The organism is Kineosporia sp. R_H_3, from assembly GCF_002198675.1.
GTDB lineage: Bacteria > Actinomycetota > Actinomycetes > Actinomycetales > Kineosporiaceae > R-H-3.
Map to the genome: position 1 here is coordinate 1 of NZ_MWLL01000219.1, position 14,727 is coordinate 14,727.

The following is a 14,727-nucleotide window of genomic DNA, read 5'->3' on the forward strand; positions in this document are numbered from 1 at the left end:
TCACGGGTGTGTCCGGCGACCGGCCGGGCGTCGGCCCGGTCGAGCCGGTCGGCCACCCGGGCGGCGCCGCGGCCCGCGGCCCGCTCCGGGTCGGGGTTCTCGACGCCGAGCGTCGCGGCGAGCTCGGCCCAGGCGGCGTCCGCGGGGACGACGTCGTCCGGGCTCTGCCGGCAGAACGCGTCGAGGGCTGGGCGCAGCCGGATCGCGAGGTCGGTCTGCGGGTCGCTGCCGGCCGCGTACGCGCCGACCTCGACGAGCTCACGGACGTCCCGGAACAGCGCGAGGAGCCTGCGGACGGTCTGCGAGACCGCGAGGCGGCCCTCCGACAGCACCGCCCGCTCGACGCGGGAGACCGACTCGAGGACGTCGACGCTCGGGAAGTGGCCCGCCGTCGCCAGCCGCCGGGAGAGCACGACGTGGCCGTCGAGGATGCCTCGCACGGTGTCGCCGATCGGGTCCTGGAGGTCGTCGCCCTCGACGAGGACGGTGTAGAGCGCGGTGATGCTGCCCCGCTCGCCGGGGCCGGTGCGCTCGAGCAGCCGGGGCAGCATCGCGAAGACGCTCGCCGGGTAGCCGCGGGTCGCGGGCGGCTCGCCGGCGGCGAGCGCGACCTCGCGCTGGGCGAGCGCCGTCCGGGTCACGGAGTCGACGACGAGCAGGACGTCGACGCCCTGGTCGCGGAACCACTCGGCGATCCGGGTCGCGGTGAAGGCCGCCGTGAGCCGGAGCATCGGCGGGTCGTCACCGGTGGCGACGACGACGACGGTGCGGGCCCGCGCGGCCTCGTCGAGGGTGTCCTCGAGGAACTCGCGGACCTCCCGTCCCCGCTCGCCGACGAGCGCGACGACGCGGACCGGCGCGGCGGTCCCCTTGACCGCCATGCCGAGGATCGTCGACTTGCCGACGCCGGAGCCCGCCATGATGCCGACGCGCTGCCCGGCCCCGACCGCGACGAGCGTGTCGAGCACCTTGACGCCGGTCGGCAGTGCGGTGTCGATCCGCCTGCGGTGCAACGGGTTCGGGGCGCTCGCCTCGATCGGCACGAGCTCGACGTCGGTCGGCACCGGGCCGCCGTCCATCGGCCGGCCGAGCGGGTCCACGACGCGCCCGAGCAGGCCGAAGCCCGCCGGGACCCGGACCGCGTCACCTCCGGGGACCACCCGGTCGCCGGCCGCGACGCCCGTCGTCGCACCGAGCGGCATGCACGTGGCGCCGTCCCGGTGCACCGCGACCACCTGTGCGGGAACGGGTCCGGCGGAGGTGACGACGGTGAGCAGGGCACCGACGCCGCACTGGACGCCCTCGACCCGGATACCGAGGCCGACGACGTCGGCGACGACGCCCTCGACGACGGGGGCGGCCGCCCGCGCGGCCGCCGAGGTGCGGGTGCGCAGCTCGGCGGACAGCGCGCCGAGGGCGTTGAGCACGGTGCCGTTGGCGGCGCGGGCCGCGGCCGCGGCGGTGCGGGCCGGGTCGTCGCCGTAGGGGCGGGTGGGTCGGCTCATGCGCGCAGGACCTCCTCGGCGGCGGCGAGCGCGGCCGGGATCCCGGTCGCGACGCGCTGGGTGAGCGTCCGGGTCACGAGGGTGCCCGGGCGCTGGGACGGGTCGGGCACGAGGTCGAGGGCGGCCGGACGGCGTCCGGCGGCGACGGCGTCGAGGGCGGCGACGTCGTCCGGGTGCGCGAGGACGGTCACCTCGGCCGGCCGGCCCAGGCAGCGCACCGCGACGTGCAGCGCCTCGACCGTCGAGGCGTCGAGGCTGCCGAGCTCGCGGGCGAGGACGGCCCGGGCGATCCCGATGGCGCCCTCGACGAGGGTGTCGGCGAGCTCGTCCCACGCCGGGACGGCGGCCTCCTCGACGCGGGCCAGGGCGTCCGCGAGCACGGCGAGCGCGGTCTCGACGCGGGCGGCGTGCGCCTGCGTGCGTTGCTGCGCCTGCGCCTCGAGACGCTCGCGGTCGACCTCGAGCGCCTGCGCCGCTGCCCGCCGGCCCTGGGCCCAGCCGGCCGCGTAGCCCTCGCTGCGCGCCGACTCGACCGCGGCCTGCCGGACGCGGGCGATCTGCTCCTCGATCTGCGGGTGCGCCCAGCCGTGGCCGATCGCGCCGGCCGCGAGCTGGCGGTCGAGCCGGGCGGTCACCACGGGTGCGTCGTCCGACGTCACGGGGTCACTCGACGAGGGCTTCATCGCCACCCCGCATGATCATGATCTGGCCCGACTGCTCGAGGGCACGGATCTCGGTGACGATCTTCGCCTGCGCCTCCTCGACCTCGGAGAGGCGCTTCGGGCCGAGCAGCTCGATCTCCTCGGCGAGGTTCTCGGCGGCGCGGGTCGAGAGGTTGCGCATGATCTTCTCGCGGACGGCGGCGCTGACGCCCTTGAGCGCGAGCGACAGGTCGCCGCTCTCGACGTTGCGCAGCACGAGCTGGATCGCCTTGTCGTCCAGGCTCGTGATGTCCTCGAAGATGAACATCTGCTTGCGGACCTCTTCGGCGAGCTCGGTGTTGACCGTCTCGAGCCCCTCGAGGATGAGTCGCTCGGTCGAGCGGTCGGCGCGGTTGATGATCGCGACGAGCGGCGTGACGCCGCCGACCGCGGCCATCTCCTGCGTGCCGGACATGACCGTCGCCATCCGGCGCTCGAGCTCGCGCTCGACGAGCCGGATGATGTCGGGGCTCGCCCGCTCCATGAGCGCGATCCGCTGCGCGACGTCCGCCTGCAGCTTCTGCTCGAAGCCCGACAGGACGATCGCCGACTGCTGCGGCGACAGGTGCGCGAGGACGAGCGCGATGAGCTGCGGGTGCTCGTCCGCGAGGAAGGTGAGGAGCTGGCGCGGGTCGGAGCGCCGCATCGTCTCGAACGGCATCTCGGCGAGGGTGGCGCCGAGCCGCTCGAGGATCTCCTCGGCGCGCTCGGCGCCGACGCTCTGCGCGAGCAGCTCCTTGGCCAGGTCGAGGCCGCCGCGGCCGTTGTTCTCCGCGGAGAACAGGGTGTTGTGCGTCTCGGAGAGCACGGCCGCGGCCTCGGCCGAGGTGACCTGCTGGAGGCGGACGATCTCGGCCGTGAGCTCCTCGACCATCGGCTCCGGGAGCTTGGCCATGACCTTGGCCGCGCGGTCCCGGCCGAGCTGCACCATGAGCACGGCGGCCTTGCGGATGCCGGGGAGCGCCCCGGTCGTCGTGACGGTCACTTCCGCTCCGAGAGCCAGCCCTGGATGACCGCGGCCATCTCGTCGGGCTGGTTGTCCACGAGCGCGGCGACCTCGTCACGCATCCGGTCCCGGTCGAAGGCCGCCTCGGCGGCCGCCTCCTCGTCCTCCTCGACGGAGGCCGTGATGGCGCCCATGCTGCCGCCGGGCAGGCCGGCGCCGTTCGCGGCACCGAGCAGGCCCTGGTCGGGCAGGTCGGTCGCGACCGCCTCGACGACCGGGGCGGACTTGCCGCGCCGGGTGAGCAGGAACAGGGCGATGACGACCAGGAGGCCGATGCCGGCCTTCTTGCCGAGGTCGATGTAGCCGGCGGTCCGCTCGGCCTTCTGCTGCGCGGCGAGCTCCTTGGCCGCCGCGGCGGCGGTCGTCTGGTCGAAGGGCAGGGCGGAGACCTGGACGGCGTCCCCGCGGCGCGGGTCGAGCCCGACCGCGTTGGAGACGAGTGCCTGGACCTGCGCCGGGGTCACCGAGCCGGCCGTCTTCTGGTCGAGGACGACGGCGACAGTGAGCCGCTCGACCGACCCGGGTGCCGCCTGGGCCCGCTCGACGATCTTGCCGATCGCGTTGTCGACGGTGCGGTTCTCCTTGACGTACTGCGCGCCGGCCGTGGCACCGGGGACCGGGGTGAGCGTCGGGAAGGCGCCGCCGAGGTTGCCCCCGGTGCCCGCCAGACCGCTGCCGTACCACTCACGGGCCGTGGCCTCGGAGAGCGGCTGCAGGCTCGGGACCTCCTGGACGTAGCGCTCGCTCGTGGTGTCCCGGGTGTCGTAGTCGAGCTGGGCGTTGACCCGGACGACCGCCTTGCCGGCGCCGAGGACGCGGTCGAGCATCTGCTGCACCGAGGTGCTCAGACGGTCCTCGTACATCGCGGTCTGCTCGTCGTTGCGGCTCGCCGCGCGGCCGACCCCGGCGGTGCCCAGCCCGGGTGCGGAGAGCAGGTGGCCGGCGGTGTCGGAGACGTTGACGTTGTCCGGGTCGAGGCCGGGGACGGCGCCGCTGACGATGTGCGTGATCGAGGAGACCTGCTCGTCGCTGAGGTCGACACCGGTGCCGAGCATGAGGGTCACGGACGCCGTCGTCTTGTCCTGCTCGGTCGTGAAGACGCTCTTCTCCGGGATGGCCAGGGAGACCCGGGCGGCCTCGATGCCGTCCATCGCCTCGAGGGTCTTCACGAGCTCGGACTCGGTCGCGCGCTTGACGGCGGTGTTCTGCTGCAGGTCGGTCGCGGTCATGCCCTGGTTGTCGAGGATCGAGTAGCCGTCGGAGTCCGAGGACGGCAGGTCCTTGCCGGACAGCGACACCCGCAGGTCGTAGACCTGGGACTGCGGCACGAGGATCGTCCCGCCGCCGTTGCTCAGCTGGTACTTCACGCCGTCGGTCGTCAGCTGCTCGACGATCTTGCTCGTGTCCTTGGCGGACAGACCGCTGTAGAGCGGCGTCCACGTCGGCTGCGCCGCCCAGCGGCTCAGCGCGAAGACCCCGAGGAGCAGGCCGAGCGTCGCGACGAGGATGACGCCGCGCTGGCCGGGCGTGAAGCCGGCGAGCAGACCCTTGGCGCGACCGAGCGTCGCCGACATCCGGTTCACAGCGGCATCCTCATGATCTCGTTGAAGGCCTCGAGGGCCTTGTTGCGGACGGTCGTCGTGAGCTCGGTGGCGGTCTGGGCCTTCGTGGCGGCGATGACGTAGTCGTGGACGTCGGTGAGGTCACCGGTCGCCGCCTCGACGGCCTTCGTCTGCGCGGTCCGGTCGAGCCCCTCGAGGTTCGACAGGCCGTTCTTCACGACGTTGCCGAAGTCGGCGCCACGGGTCGCGGCGGCGGCGTCGGTGCCGGCGGCCGCAGCGGTCCCCGTCGGGCCGGTCGCGCCCTGGACCTGGGCGCGGTAGAGCTGCGCGAGCTGGCCGAGGTTCACGGCCCCCACCCCGGTGACCGCCATCAGCCACGACCCATCTGGATCGCGGCCTGGTAGCTGGCGCGCACGCGGTCCAGGCTGGCGATGTTCATCTGGTAGCCGCGCTGGGCGAGGATGAGGTCGCTCATCTGCTCGGCCATGTCGATGTCGGGCATCCGCACGTAGCCCTTGGCATCCGCGAGCGGGTGGTCGGGGCTGTAGACGAGCCGGCCCGCCTGGCTGCCGAGCTCGATGCCGGCGACCCTGACGCCCTGGCCGGTCCCGCCGTCCTCGATCGACTGCGCGACGACCCACCGGGCCCGGAAGGCGCTCTCGCTCGTGGGCCGCACGGTGTTGACGTTGGCGATGTTGTCCGAGAGGGCGTCCATCCACTTCTGGTGGACACCCATCCCGGTGCCGGAGATCCCGAGGGCGTCGAACACGGCCGTCAGACCCCCTTCACGGCGGTACGGACGAGGGTGAAGCGGTCACCCGTCGCCCGCAGCGCCAGCTCGTACGCGAGCTGGGTCTTGATCCCGATGAGGGTCTCGGCGTTGACGTCGACGTTGTTCTCGTTGAGCCCGGACGGGTCGTCGGTCCAGACCACGGTGGGGGACGACGTCAGCGGGTTCGCGCCGTCGCCCAGGGCGTTCTTCAGGCTGCCCTCGAACTCGACGCGGCGGGCCTGGAAGTACGGCGTGTTGACGTTGGCGATGTTGTCGCCGACCGCCTGCTGGCGCTGGGACAGCCCGCGCAGGGCGGCCTGCAGCGCGTCGATCGACACGTCCTCGAGCATCGGTACGGACCCCCAGCACGCGCCGCCGGTGATCGGCGGTGCACTACGAAAAACGTTGCGCGCCAGTCCCTGCGCGGTGGTGAGCGGTCCGTCGCTCCCTCTACGGTTCGGTGCCGGGGGGTGGTCCCTTGAGGAGTCGGGGGGAGTGCGCCCCGGGGTCCCTCCGATCGGCCCAGCCGCTGCCCCGGGCCGTCGCGCTCCGTGTGCGCCGCGGGCCCCGTTCGGGCTACAGACGGGCGGGCCCCCACCGTGGTCGGCGAGGGCCCGAGGGCCTGCGGGAGGGCGGCCCGGCGGGCCGCGGCGGGCGGTCAGCCGACGAGGTCGAGGCCCTGCCCGAGCGCGCCGGCGTACCGCTCGGCCGTGCGGGGGCGGCGGTTCGGCAGGACGGCGAGGCGCGCGGCGACGTCGTCGCGGCGCTGCTCGAGCCGGGCCGTGACGAGCAGGAGCCGCTCCAGGAGCGCCTCGCGCCGTTCCTGCGAGCCGGGCGGCGGCGGACCGGTGGGCAGCGGCGTCGCGACGTCGGGGACGGCGGGCATCCACAGGTCGGAGCGGGCGTCGGTGCGGTCGAGCGCCTCGGCGGCGGCGAGCGAGGCCTCGAGGGCCTGTGCTACCGCCTCGAGCCCGCTGAGGTACGCCGCCCAGCTCACGCCGCGCCGTCGATGCCGGTCGCGAGCGGTGCGCCGGCGGTGCCGCGGGCGGCCTCGTGCCAGGCGTCGCGCAGCGGCTCGAGGAGGGCGCGGCAGTCGGCGACCCGCTGCGGGGACTGCCTCAGCCGGGCCTGCATGAGCTCGCCGACGATCCAGATGTACAGCTGGGCCAGCGACTCGCCCTCGGGCCACACCTCGGTGTCGAGGGTGGAGTGCAGCTCGAGGAGGATCTCCTGGGCGCGTCCGATCCGTTCGCCGGTCGTGGCGACGTCCTTGCGGACCATCGCCTCCTCGGCCGTCGAGAGGTCGTTGACGACCCGGTCGTAGAGCATCGTGAGCAGCCGGGCCGGCGACACCGTCTGGGCGGCGTCACTGGCGTAGCGCGACTTCGCGAGACCGTAGGACATCGTCACCTCCTCGTCGTTCCGGGCCGTCAGCCGCTGCTGGAGCTCGACGAGGTGGACGCCGTCGAGGAGTAGGCGGACAGGAAGCTCGTGTCGGACTTGAGCCGCGCGAGCGCTGTCTCCATCGCGGTGAACTGGCGGGAGAGCGTGGCCCGGAAGGTCTCCAGCCGGGTGTCCCACTTCTCGATCTGCGCCTGCAGGTCCTTGACCGTCGCGTCGCTGCCGGTCTTGGCGCTCGAGAGCATGCCGTCGCTGCCGGTGAAGTTGCCCAGGAGCGTGGCGAGCCGCTGCGCGACCCCCTGCTTGTACGTCACCGCACCGACCGCGCCCCCGGTGAGGGCGACGTCGTTCGCGGTGACCTCGACGGTGAGCGCGAGCCCGGCGGCACCGCTCGTCGCGGTCGAGGGCAGGGAGAGCAGGTTCCCGCTCCCGGTGGCGGCGACCCCGTCGATGGTGCCGGCGACGTCGGCCCCGGCGGCGAGCAGCGTCTGCGGGTTGCCGTCGAGGGTGGCCTCGAACGCCCCGCCGGTGCCCGCGGACGTCGCGGTGAGCGTGATGTTCGTGCCGTCCAGGGTCGCGCCGACCCCGAAGCCGGCGGCGGAGAGGCGGGCGTTGAGGGCGACCACGCTGTCGGCGAGGGACTCGCCGACAGCTGCGGTGTAGGAGAAGGTCGCGCCGTCCGAGCGGGTCAGGCCCAGCGTCGAGCCCTCGATCGAGCCGCCGGTGCTCGTGACCTGCCACTGCTCGCGGACCGGCGCCGAGCTGACCGTGACGTCGTAGGAGCCGGGGGCGGCGCTCTCGCCGGCGCGGGCCAGCGTGATCCGGCCGGTGACCCCGCCGGCAGGGGCGAAGTCGATCGAGGCGCCGTACTGGGCGGCGACCGCGGCCGGGTCGGCGGCGAAGGCCGTCGTGAAGGCGGCCTTGTCGAAGGCCAGCTTGCCGTCGCGGGTCAGCGAGATCCCCGCGGCGCCGGCCCCGCCGACGGTCGACATGATCGACTGCGTGAGGTTCCGGACGGTGGAGGAGCCGGTGAGCGGGCCGCCGGTCTTCGTCGTGGTGTCGTACGTCGTCTGCTTCGCGACGTCGGCGAGCAGCGCGTTCGCGCTGTCGACGAGGGCCTGGACCTCGGCGGCGACGGCGGTGCCGTCGACCGTCGAGGAGACGGTGACCGCGCTCTCGACCCTGCTCACGGTGAAGGACAGCCCCGGGACGACGTCCGTGAAGGTGTTGCTCGCGGAGGTGATGTCGTAGCCCGTCAGGGCGTCACCGACGTGGATCGTCGCGTCGGCGCCCTGGGTGAGGACGTTCATCGCGCTGAACCCGTCGACCCCGTCGAGCGTGAACGCCGAGGTGGAGCCGGAGGCCGTCGCGGAGACCTGGAGCCGGTACTGCCCGGGGCCGGTCTGCACGGCGCTGGCCGACAGGCCCGCCTTCGCCTCGTTGATCGCACTGACGACCTCGCCGAGGGTGCCGTTGCCGACCTCGATGGTCGTCACGCTGCCGTCGGACTTCGTCAGGGTCAGCGGCCCGGACGCCACGACCGCGGCGCCGGAGCCCACGGTCTCGGCGGAGACCAGGGCGTGCCGGGCGGCGACGGCGGTGACGTCGAAGGTCAGCCCGCCGCTCGTCGTCCCGGTCGCGGTCGTCGTCACACCGGACGACGACGACGCGGTCGTCAGGCCCTTCCACGCGCTGGTGTCCGCGACGGACCGGGCCTTCGCCGCGAGTGCGTCGAGGGACGTCATGAGCGCCTTGTAGGAGTCCGAGGCCTTCTGCGCCGTCGCCTGCTTCGACTTGAGCAGGGTCTGCTGGTTGGCCTGGACGGAGACGAGGCTGTTGATGATGGACTGGGTGTCCAGCCCGGAGACCGCTCCGGAGATCGAGACGTTCGCCATCGCTGGCCCCCTTCCTGGTTCTGGTCACCCTGTCGTCACACGGTGGTGGCCCGCCCCCCGGACCGGCGCGGGTGCGCCGGCCCGGGGAACGGGCTCTGACTCACTGCAGCAGCTTGAGGACCGACTGCGGAGCCTGGTTGGCCTGCGCGAGCATCGCGGTACCGGCCTGGGACAGGATCTGCGAGCGCGTGAACGCCACCATCTCCTGCGCCATGTCGGTGTCACGGATCCGGCTCTCCGAGGCGGTCAGGTTCTCGACCGTCACGTTGAGGTTGTTGATCTTGTGCTCGAGCCGGTTCTGCGAGGCACCGAGGTTGGCCCGAAGGTCCGAGACCGACGCGATGGCCGCGTCCACGGCCGTGAGGGCCGTGGTGGCGTTCGCCGTCGACGTGAGGTCGTTCGTGTCGACGGCCAGGCCGGTGGAGTCCATCGCGGTGCCGATCGTGACCGTCAGCGTCTCGGACGCCTGACCGCCGACCTGGAACGTCCCCGCGTACGAGCCGTCCAGGAGGTTGGTGCCGTTGAACGTGGTCTTGCCCGCGATGTCGTCGAGCTCGTTCTTGAGCTCCTGGAACTCGGCGTCCGCCGCGGCCTGCGAGCTGGTGTTCTGGGCGCCGCCGTTGGCCGCCTGGACGGACAGGTCGCGCATGCGCTGGAGGATCGAGTGCGTCTCGGTGAGCGCACCTTCAGCGGTCTGCACGACACTGATGCCGTCCTGGGCGTTCCGCACGGCGACCTTGAGGCCGCCGATCTGGGCCCGGAGGCCCTCGGAGATCGCCAGACCTGCCGCGTCGTCCGCGGCCCGGTTGATGCGGAAGCCGCTGGAGAGCTTCTCCAGGGACTTGCTCATCTGCCCGTCGGTGACCGACAGGTTCCGGTACGAGTTGAACGCGGCGATGTTGTTGTTGATACGAAGACCCACGATGTCCTCCTTGGAGAGGGTCCGGCACCGGTCCGTCCGTGGACCGGCCTGACGTACCTATCGGCCTCCCCCGCCGGTTGTTGAGGAACTGGGGCTGCTCCGATGGGGTGAAGCACCCCGAGCAGCCCGCCCCGCCGCCCAAAAGCACCGTCCTCCGGCGGGTCCAGCACCTCGAACTCGCGTTCTGGGGTGCCGTCCCCACCAGAGGACGGTGCGGGGGTGCTGGGGGAGCAGCAGTCAGCCTGCTCTGTCAGCCCGCTCTGTACGCGGCGTGCGGGTCGCGGCGCGACGCAGGCGCGGCCGCCGGCTTGGCGGACAGGGCGGCGCCGTCGAGGTAGGCCTGGACGTCGGCGCGGCCGCGGATCGTCGAGCGCTTGGCGACGGCGGCGACGTAGGCGTCGCGCCGTCGGGCGCGGACGCCGTCCGACTCGTCGAGGGCCCCCTCGCCCGCACGGGCGTCGTCCGAGAGCAGCTTGGACAGCGCCTCCTTGAGGAGGTCGAGGCCCTCCGCCCGCAGCTGGGACGCCCTGGACTGGGTGACCCCGAGCTCGTCGGCGAGCTCGGTGAGCGGCCGGTGCTCGAGGTAGTAGCCGGTGACGACGAGGCGCACCCGGTCGGGCAGCTCGGCGATCGCGTCGCGCAGGTAGCCGGCGCGCTCGGCGGCGACGAGCGCCTCCTCCGGGCGGGGGGAGTGGTCGACGAGGTGGGCGCCGAGGCCGTCGTCGTCGGAGGCGAGCGGGTCGAGGCTCAGCAGCGCGGCCCGGTCCGTGCCCTCGTGCACCTGGCGCACCTCGGCCTCGGTGAGACCGCTCGCCGCGGCGAGCTCGGCGTCCGTGGGCATCCGGCTCAGGGCCCGGGTCAGCTCCTCGGTGACCGCCGCGAGCGCGCGCGCCCGGCTGCGGACCGAGCGCGTGGCCCAGTCCCGCTGGCGCATCTGGTCGATCATCGCGCCGCGGATGCGCGTCGCCGCGAAGCGGGCGAACGGCACGCCCAGCGTCGGGTCGAACGACTGCGCCGCCTGGACCAGCGCGAGCGCACCGGCGCCGTAGAGGTCGTCGGTGTCGAGATGGCGGGGCAGCCGGGCGGCGGCCTCGCGCGCGATGTGACCGACGAGCGGCAGGTGAGAGGTCACCAGCTCTTCGACGGCCTTCGCGGCCTCGGTGGTGCGGGCGGGGGCAGACACGAAAACGTTGTCGGCCGTTACCCGCCCGGCCTTTCGCACTACTCACCCGACCGGCGCGACGCGGGCCCCCCAATCACCCGGACGGCGCACATTCGTTTGCCGAGAAGTGCTCAGGTCGCCCGTCCGGGTGCCGACAGGGAACACAGAAGTCGCTTCCGCGACCCGCCCGCCACCCAGGAGCCGGATATGAGCATGCCCGACCTCGCCGCGATCCTGTGGCGGCAGCGAGAGCTGCTGGAGAAGCTGGTCTACCGGCTGGAGTGCGAGCAGCTGCTCCTGGCCGCCGGGCGGTCGCGCTTCCTCGCGACGGCGACCGGTGAGGTCGAGGCGCTCCTCGAGGAGCTCCAGGTCGTCGAGATGCAGCGGGCCTCCGCCGCGGACGCCGTGGCGCGCGAGCTCGACCTCGAGCCGGGGGCGACGCTCGAGGAGCTCGCCGGCACCGCGCAGCCGCCGTGGACCGAGGTGCTCCTGGAGCACCGGCAGGCCCTTCTCACCGTGACCGGTGAGCTCTCGGCGCTCGCCGAGACGAACAAGCACCTCATGGCCGCCGGGCTCAAGGCGGTCGAGCAGACGCTCGCCGGGCTCGGGCTGCGGCACGGCACCGCCTCGCTCGGGTACGACGCGCACGGTCGCTCGGAGATGATCTCCGCTCCGGGCAACGCGGTCGTCGACCGGTCGCTGTGAGGGGCCCGGAATGACAGGTGGCTTCTCCACCCTCAACACGGCGCGCAGCGGGCTGGCCGCCGCGCAGCGCGCCATGGACGTCACCGGGCAGAACGTCGTCAACGCGAACACCCCCGGCTACTCGCGGCAGCGCGTCGTCATGTCGTCCAGCGGCGCGGGGACCGGGGCGTCCTTCTTCAGCGGCCAGCAGGCGACGTTCGGCGGTGTCGGCATCTCCGACGTCACCCGGATCCGGGACACCTTCCTGGAGTCGACCCGGGCGGCGGCCGGCGGTCGCCAGCAGGCCCTCACGACGCAGACGGACGCGATGTCCGGCGTCGAGCAGCTGCTCTCCGAGCCCGGTGACGCCGGTCTGCAGACGGCGCTGTCGGACTTCTTCAACTCCTGGCACGACATCGCGGTGAACCCGTCGACCGACAACACGGCCCCCGGCGCGGTGACGATCCAGAACGGCATCAAGGTCGCGAGCCAGCTGCACTCGCTCGCCTATGGCCTCGCCACCCAGTGGACGACGGTGCACTCCGCGCTCGAGGACACCGTCGCCCAGGCGAACCAGCAGGCGAGCGACCTCGCCGTCCTCAACGGCAAGATCCGTGAGGGCGTCATCTCGGGCCGGCCCGTCAACGAGCTGCTCGACACCCGCGACGTCATCGTCCGCAGCCTGTCCGACCTGCTCGGCGGCATCGCCGCCCCCGGCGAGGACGGCATGGTCTCGGTCGCCGTGGGCGGGGTCTCCATCGTCTCGGGCACCGAGGCCCAGCAGCTGACCATCGGCGGCGCCCCCGACCTGTCGACGGCGGACACCGACCCGCCGGTGATCTACTGGGGCACGACCGTCGTCCCGGTGGAGTCCGGCAAGGCGCTCGGCCAGCTCGCGGCGCTGCGGACCGACATCCCGTCCGTGCAGGCGGCGGTCGACGAGATCGCCCTCGCGATGCGGGACGCCGTGAACTCGATCCACACGGCCGGGTTCACCCTCTCGGGGGTCGCGGGCACCGACTTCTTCACCGGCACCGACGCGATGACGATGTCTGTTGCTGTGAGCGATCCGCAGGACCTGGCCGTCGCGACCGTGGCGGGCACCATCGACGCCTCGAACGCGGCCAGGATCGGCGACCTCATCGACGACACGGCCGCGGCCGGCGTCCTCGGCGGTCCCGGTCCGATGGCGCAGTGGCGCGAGCTGACGACGTCGCTCGGCGTCCAGCTCAAGAGCCTCAAGGTCGCCGGCCAGGTGCAGGGGGCGGTGGTCCAGGCCTCGGACGACGCCCTGGAGGCGAACGCGGGCGTGAGCCTCGACGAGGAGATGACGAACATGATCCTGTACCAGCGCAGCTACCAGGCCTCGGCACGGGTCATCTCGACCGTCGACGAGATGCTCGACACCCTCATCAACCGGACGGGGAGGTGACCTAGGTGGGACTCAGCAGGATCACCCAGCGCTCGGTCTCCGACTCGGCCCTGCGCGGCCTCCAGGCGAGCCTCGCCCGGACGGCGACGCTGCAGAACCAGCTGTCGAGCGGCAAGCGGATCTCCAACCCGAGCGACGACCCGTCGGGCACGGCGTCCGCCATGACGTTCCGGTCGCAGCGCTCCGCCGCCGAGCAGCACCTGCGCAACATCGACGGTGCGACCGGCCGGCTCAACACGACCGACTCGGCGCTCACCGACCTCTCGGACCGGCTCAACAAGATCCGCGAGCTCATGGTCCGGTCGCAGAGCGGTGCGCTCTCCACCGAGGGCCGGTCGGCCCTGTCCGCCGAGGTCAGCGCCGTCCGCGGCAACGTCGTCGACATCTACAACACCCGCTACCTCGACCGGCCGGTCTTCGGCGGGACGGCGGCCGGGGACGTCGCCCTCGACGCGACGGACACGTACGTCGGCAACGACGCCACCGTCGAGGTGCGGATCTCGCGCGACGCGACCGTGCGGGTCGACGTCAAGGGGACCGACGTCGCCGCGGACACGGTGCCCGCGCTCCTCACCCAGATCGCCACCGAGATGACCACCGGCGGCGTGACCGCCGCCTCCTTCGCCGCGCTCGACGCGGCCCGCTCCAAGGTCCTGCGGGCGATCGGTGACGTCGGCTCGCGCGGCTCCCGCGTCGAGGCGGCCAAGACCCAGGTCGACTCGCTGCGCCTGGACCTCCAGGGCCGGATCAGCGAGAGCGAGGACATCGACCTCCCGGAGACCATCATGAACCTGGAGTCCCAGAAGGTGGCCTACCAGGCGGCCCTCGGGGCGGCGTCCAAGGTGCTGCAGACGTCGCTCGTGGACTTCCTCAAGTGACGCCGCAGACGACCGTCGAGCCTTCCCCGGCCGCCGGCACCCGCTCCACTACGGTGGGGCCCGTGGCCGACGAGCTCCCCGAGATCCGTTTCGTGCGGCCGATCCCCGGCTTCCCCGACTCGACGAGGTACGTCCTCGTCCGGCTCGGGGACGACGACGCGGACGGCACCCCCGACGGCGGCGCGTCCGCGGGCGGGGCGGGCGCCGACGACGACGGCATCCTCTTCGAGCTGCGCAGCCTCGACGAGCCGGGCGTGCGCTTCCTCGTGGGCGTGCCCGAGGTCTTCTTCGCCGACTACGTCGCCGAGATCGACGAGCCGACCGCTGCGGACCTCGGGATCGAGACCGCGGACGACGCGCTCGTGCTCGTGGTTCTCACAACTTCCGGTGACGGAGCGTCTACGACCGCTAACCTTCTGGCACCGGTCGTCATCAACGCCCGGACCCGGGTCGCCGAGCAGGTGATCCTGGCCGGGACGGACTGGCCGGTCCGAGCCGTCGTCGCGTAGCGGCCGCCGTCAGGGGGGCACCGGCAGCGGTACGGGGTCCACGGAGGGAGCCCGGAGTGCTCGTACTGACCCGTCGTGCCGGCGAGTCCATCGTCATCGGGGACGAGGTCCGGGTGGTCGTGCTCGACGTCCGCGGGGACACCGTCCGCCTCGGCATCGAGGCGCCGCGCAGCGTGCAGGTGCACCGCGCGGAGGTCTACGCCGAGGTCCAGGCCGCGAACGCCGCGGCCGCCGGCCGGACGAGCGCCGACCTCGAGACCGTCGCCGGCCGGCTCAGCCGGATCGCCCGCCCCAAGCC

17 protein-coding genes are annotated in these 14,727 nt (G+C 73.1%); 5 read left to right on the top strand and 12 right to left on the bottom strand.

Features of this window, described 5'->3' with window-relative positions; all coding sequences use genetic code 11:
* From ECOMGDLI_RS27615 to ECOMGDLI_RS27670, 12 genes are all read right to left on the bottom strand, one after another.
* A partial coding sequence (locus ECOMGDLI_RS27615) for a FliI/YscN family ATPase (protein WP_143447984.1) occupies positions 1 to 1,505 on the bottom strand: 1,505 nt, incomplete at its 3' end.
* Positions 1,502 to 2,164, bottom strand: a complete 663-nt coding sequence (locus tag ECOMGDLI_RS27620; protein ID WP_088320064.1) for a hypothetical protein — start codon at positions 2,162 to 2,164, stop codon at positions 1,502 to 1,504. The genes ECOMGDLI_RS27615 and ECOMGDLI_RS27620, both read right to left, overlap by 4 nt.
* 4 nt (positions 2,165 to 2,168) lie before the next feature.
* On the bottom strand, positions 2,169 to 3,191 hold the full coding sequence (gene fliG / locus ECOMGDLI_RS27625; protein ID WP_088320065.1) for a flagellar motor switch protein FliG: 1,023 nt from the start codon (positions 3,189 to 3,191) through the stop codon (positions 2,169 to 2,171).
* The gene (fliF, locus tag ECOMGDLI_RS27630) at positions 3,188 to 4,786 is read right to left on the bottom strand and encodes a flagellar basal-body MS-ring/collar protein FliF (protein WP_233153655.1); all 1,599 of its coding nucleotides are present in this window, start codon (positions 4,784 to 4,786) and stop codon (positions 3,188 to 3,190) included. The genes fliG and fliF overlap by 4 nt, the downstream gene beginning before the upstream one ends.
* A 5-nt stretch (positions 4,787 to 4,791) precedes the next feature.
* Positions 4,792 to 5,121: a flagellar hook-basal body complex protein FliE gene (fliE, locus tag ECOMGDLI_RS27635; RefSeq protein ID WP_198955235.1), complete on the bottom strand. Its 330-nt coding sequence runs from the start codon at positions 5,119 to 5,121 to the stop codon at positions 4,792 to 4,794.
* Between the two features lie 23 nt (positions 5,122 to 5,144).
* Complete coding sequence (gene flgC, locus ECOMGDLI_RS27640; protein WP_233153654.1) at positions 5,145 to 5,543, bottom strand: flagellar basal body rod protein FlgC; 399 nt, start codon at positions 5,541 to 5,543, stop codon at positions 5,145 to 5,147.
* 5 nt (positions 5,544 to 5,548) lie between these two features.
* Positions 5,549 to 5,896, bottom strand: a complete 348-nt coding sequence (locus ECOMGDLI_RS27645; protein WP_088320068.1) for a flagellar basal body protein — start codon at positions 5,894 to 5,896, stop codon at positions 5,549 to 5,551.
* A 308-nt stretch (positions 5,897 to 6,204) separates the two neighbouring features.
* A complete protein-coding gene (locus ECOMGDLI_RS27650; RefSeq protein ID WP_088320069.1) occupies positions 6,205 to 6,543 on the bottom strand; it encodes a hypothetical protein in 339 nt (112 codons plus the stop codon).
* Positions 6,540 to 6,950, bottom strand: coding sequence for a flagellar export chaperone FliS (gene fliS / locus ECOMGDLI_RS27655; protein ID WP_088320079.1), 411 nt, complete (start codon positions 6,948 to 6,950; stop codon positions 6,540 to 6,542). Before fliS ends, ECOMGDLI_RS27650 begins: the two co-directional genes overlap by 4 nt.
* Positions 6,951 to 6,976: 26 nt before the next feature.
* On the bottom strand, positions 6,977 to 8,842 hold the full coding sequence (gene fliD, locus ECOMGDLI_RS27660) for a flagellar filament capping protein FliD (protein ID WP_088320070.1): 1,866 nt from the start codon (positions 8,840 to 8,842) through the stop codon (positions 6,977 to 6,979).
* Between the two features lie 100 nt (positions 8,843 to 8,942).
* The gene (locus ECOMGDLI_RS27665) at positions 8,943 to 9,764 is read right to left on the bottom strand and encodes a flagellin (RefSeq protein WP_088320071.1); all 822 of its coding nucleotides are present in this window, start codon (positions 9,762 to 9,764) and stop codon (positions 8,943 to 8,945) included.
* Between the two features lie 250 nt (positions 9,765 to 10,014).
* Positions 10,015 to 10,947 carry a sigma-70 family RNA polymerase sigma factor gene (locus ECOMGDLI_RS27670; protein WP_158221186.1) on the bottom strand — a complete coding sequence of 311 codons (933 nt, stop codon included), beginning with the start codon at positions 10,945 to 10,947 and terminating at the stop codon, positions 10,015 to 10,017.
* A gap of 186 nt (positions 10,948 to 11,133) precedes the next feature.
* Here ECOMGDLI_RS27670 and ECOMGDLI_RS34955 point away from each other — a divergent pair, with 186 nt between their 5' ends.
* The 5 genes from ECOMGDLI_RS34955 to csrA all read left to right on the top strand — a co-directional run.
* Positions 11,134 to 11,631, top strand: a complete 498-nt coding sequence (locus ECOMGDLI_RS34955) for a flagellar protein FlgN (protein WP_158221187.1) — start codon at positions 11,134 to 11,136, stop codon at positions 11,629 to 11,631.
* A gap of 10 nt (positions 11,632 to 11,641) precedes the next feature.
* On the top strand, positions 11,642 to 13,042 hold the full coding sequence (gene flgK / locus ECOMGDLI_RS27680) for a flagellar hook-associated protein FlgK (RefSeq protein WP_088320074.1): 1,401 nt from the start codon (positions 11,642 to 11,644) through the stop codon (positions 13,040 to 13,042).
* 5 nt (positions 13,043 to 13,047) lie between these two features.
* Positions 13,048 to 13,920: a flagellar hook-associated protein FlgL gene (gene flgL / locus ECOMGDLI_RS27685; protein WP_088320075.1), complete on the top strand. Its 873-nt coding sequence runs from the start codon at positions 13,048 to 13,050 to the stop codon at positions 13,918 to 13,920.
* 62 nt (positions 13,921 to 13,982) lie between these two features.
* On the top strand, positions 13,983 to 14,429 hold the full coding sequence (gene fliW / locus ECOMGDLI_RS27690) for a flagellar assembly protein FliW (protein ID WP_158221188.1): 447 nt from the start codon (positions 13,983 to 13,985) through the stop codon (positions 14,427 to 14,429).
* Between the two features lie 56 nt (positions 14,430 to 14,485).
* On the top strand, positions 14,486 to 14,727 hold a 242-nt coding region (csrA, locus tag ECOMGDLI_RS27695; RefSeq protein WP_088320077.1), incomplete at its 3' end, for a carbon storage regulator CsrA.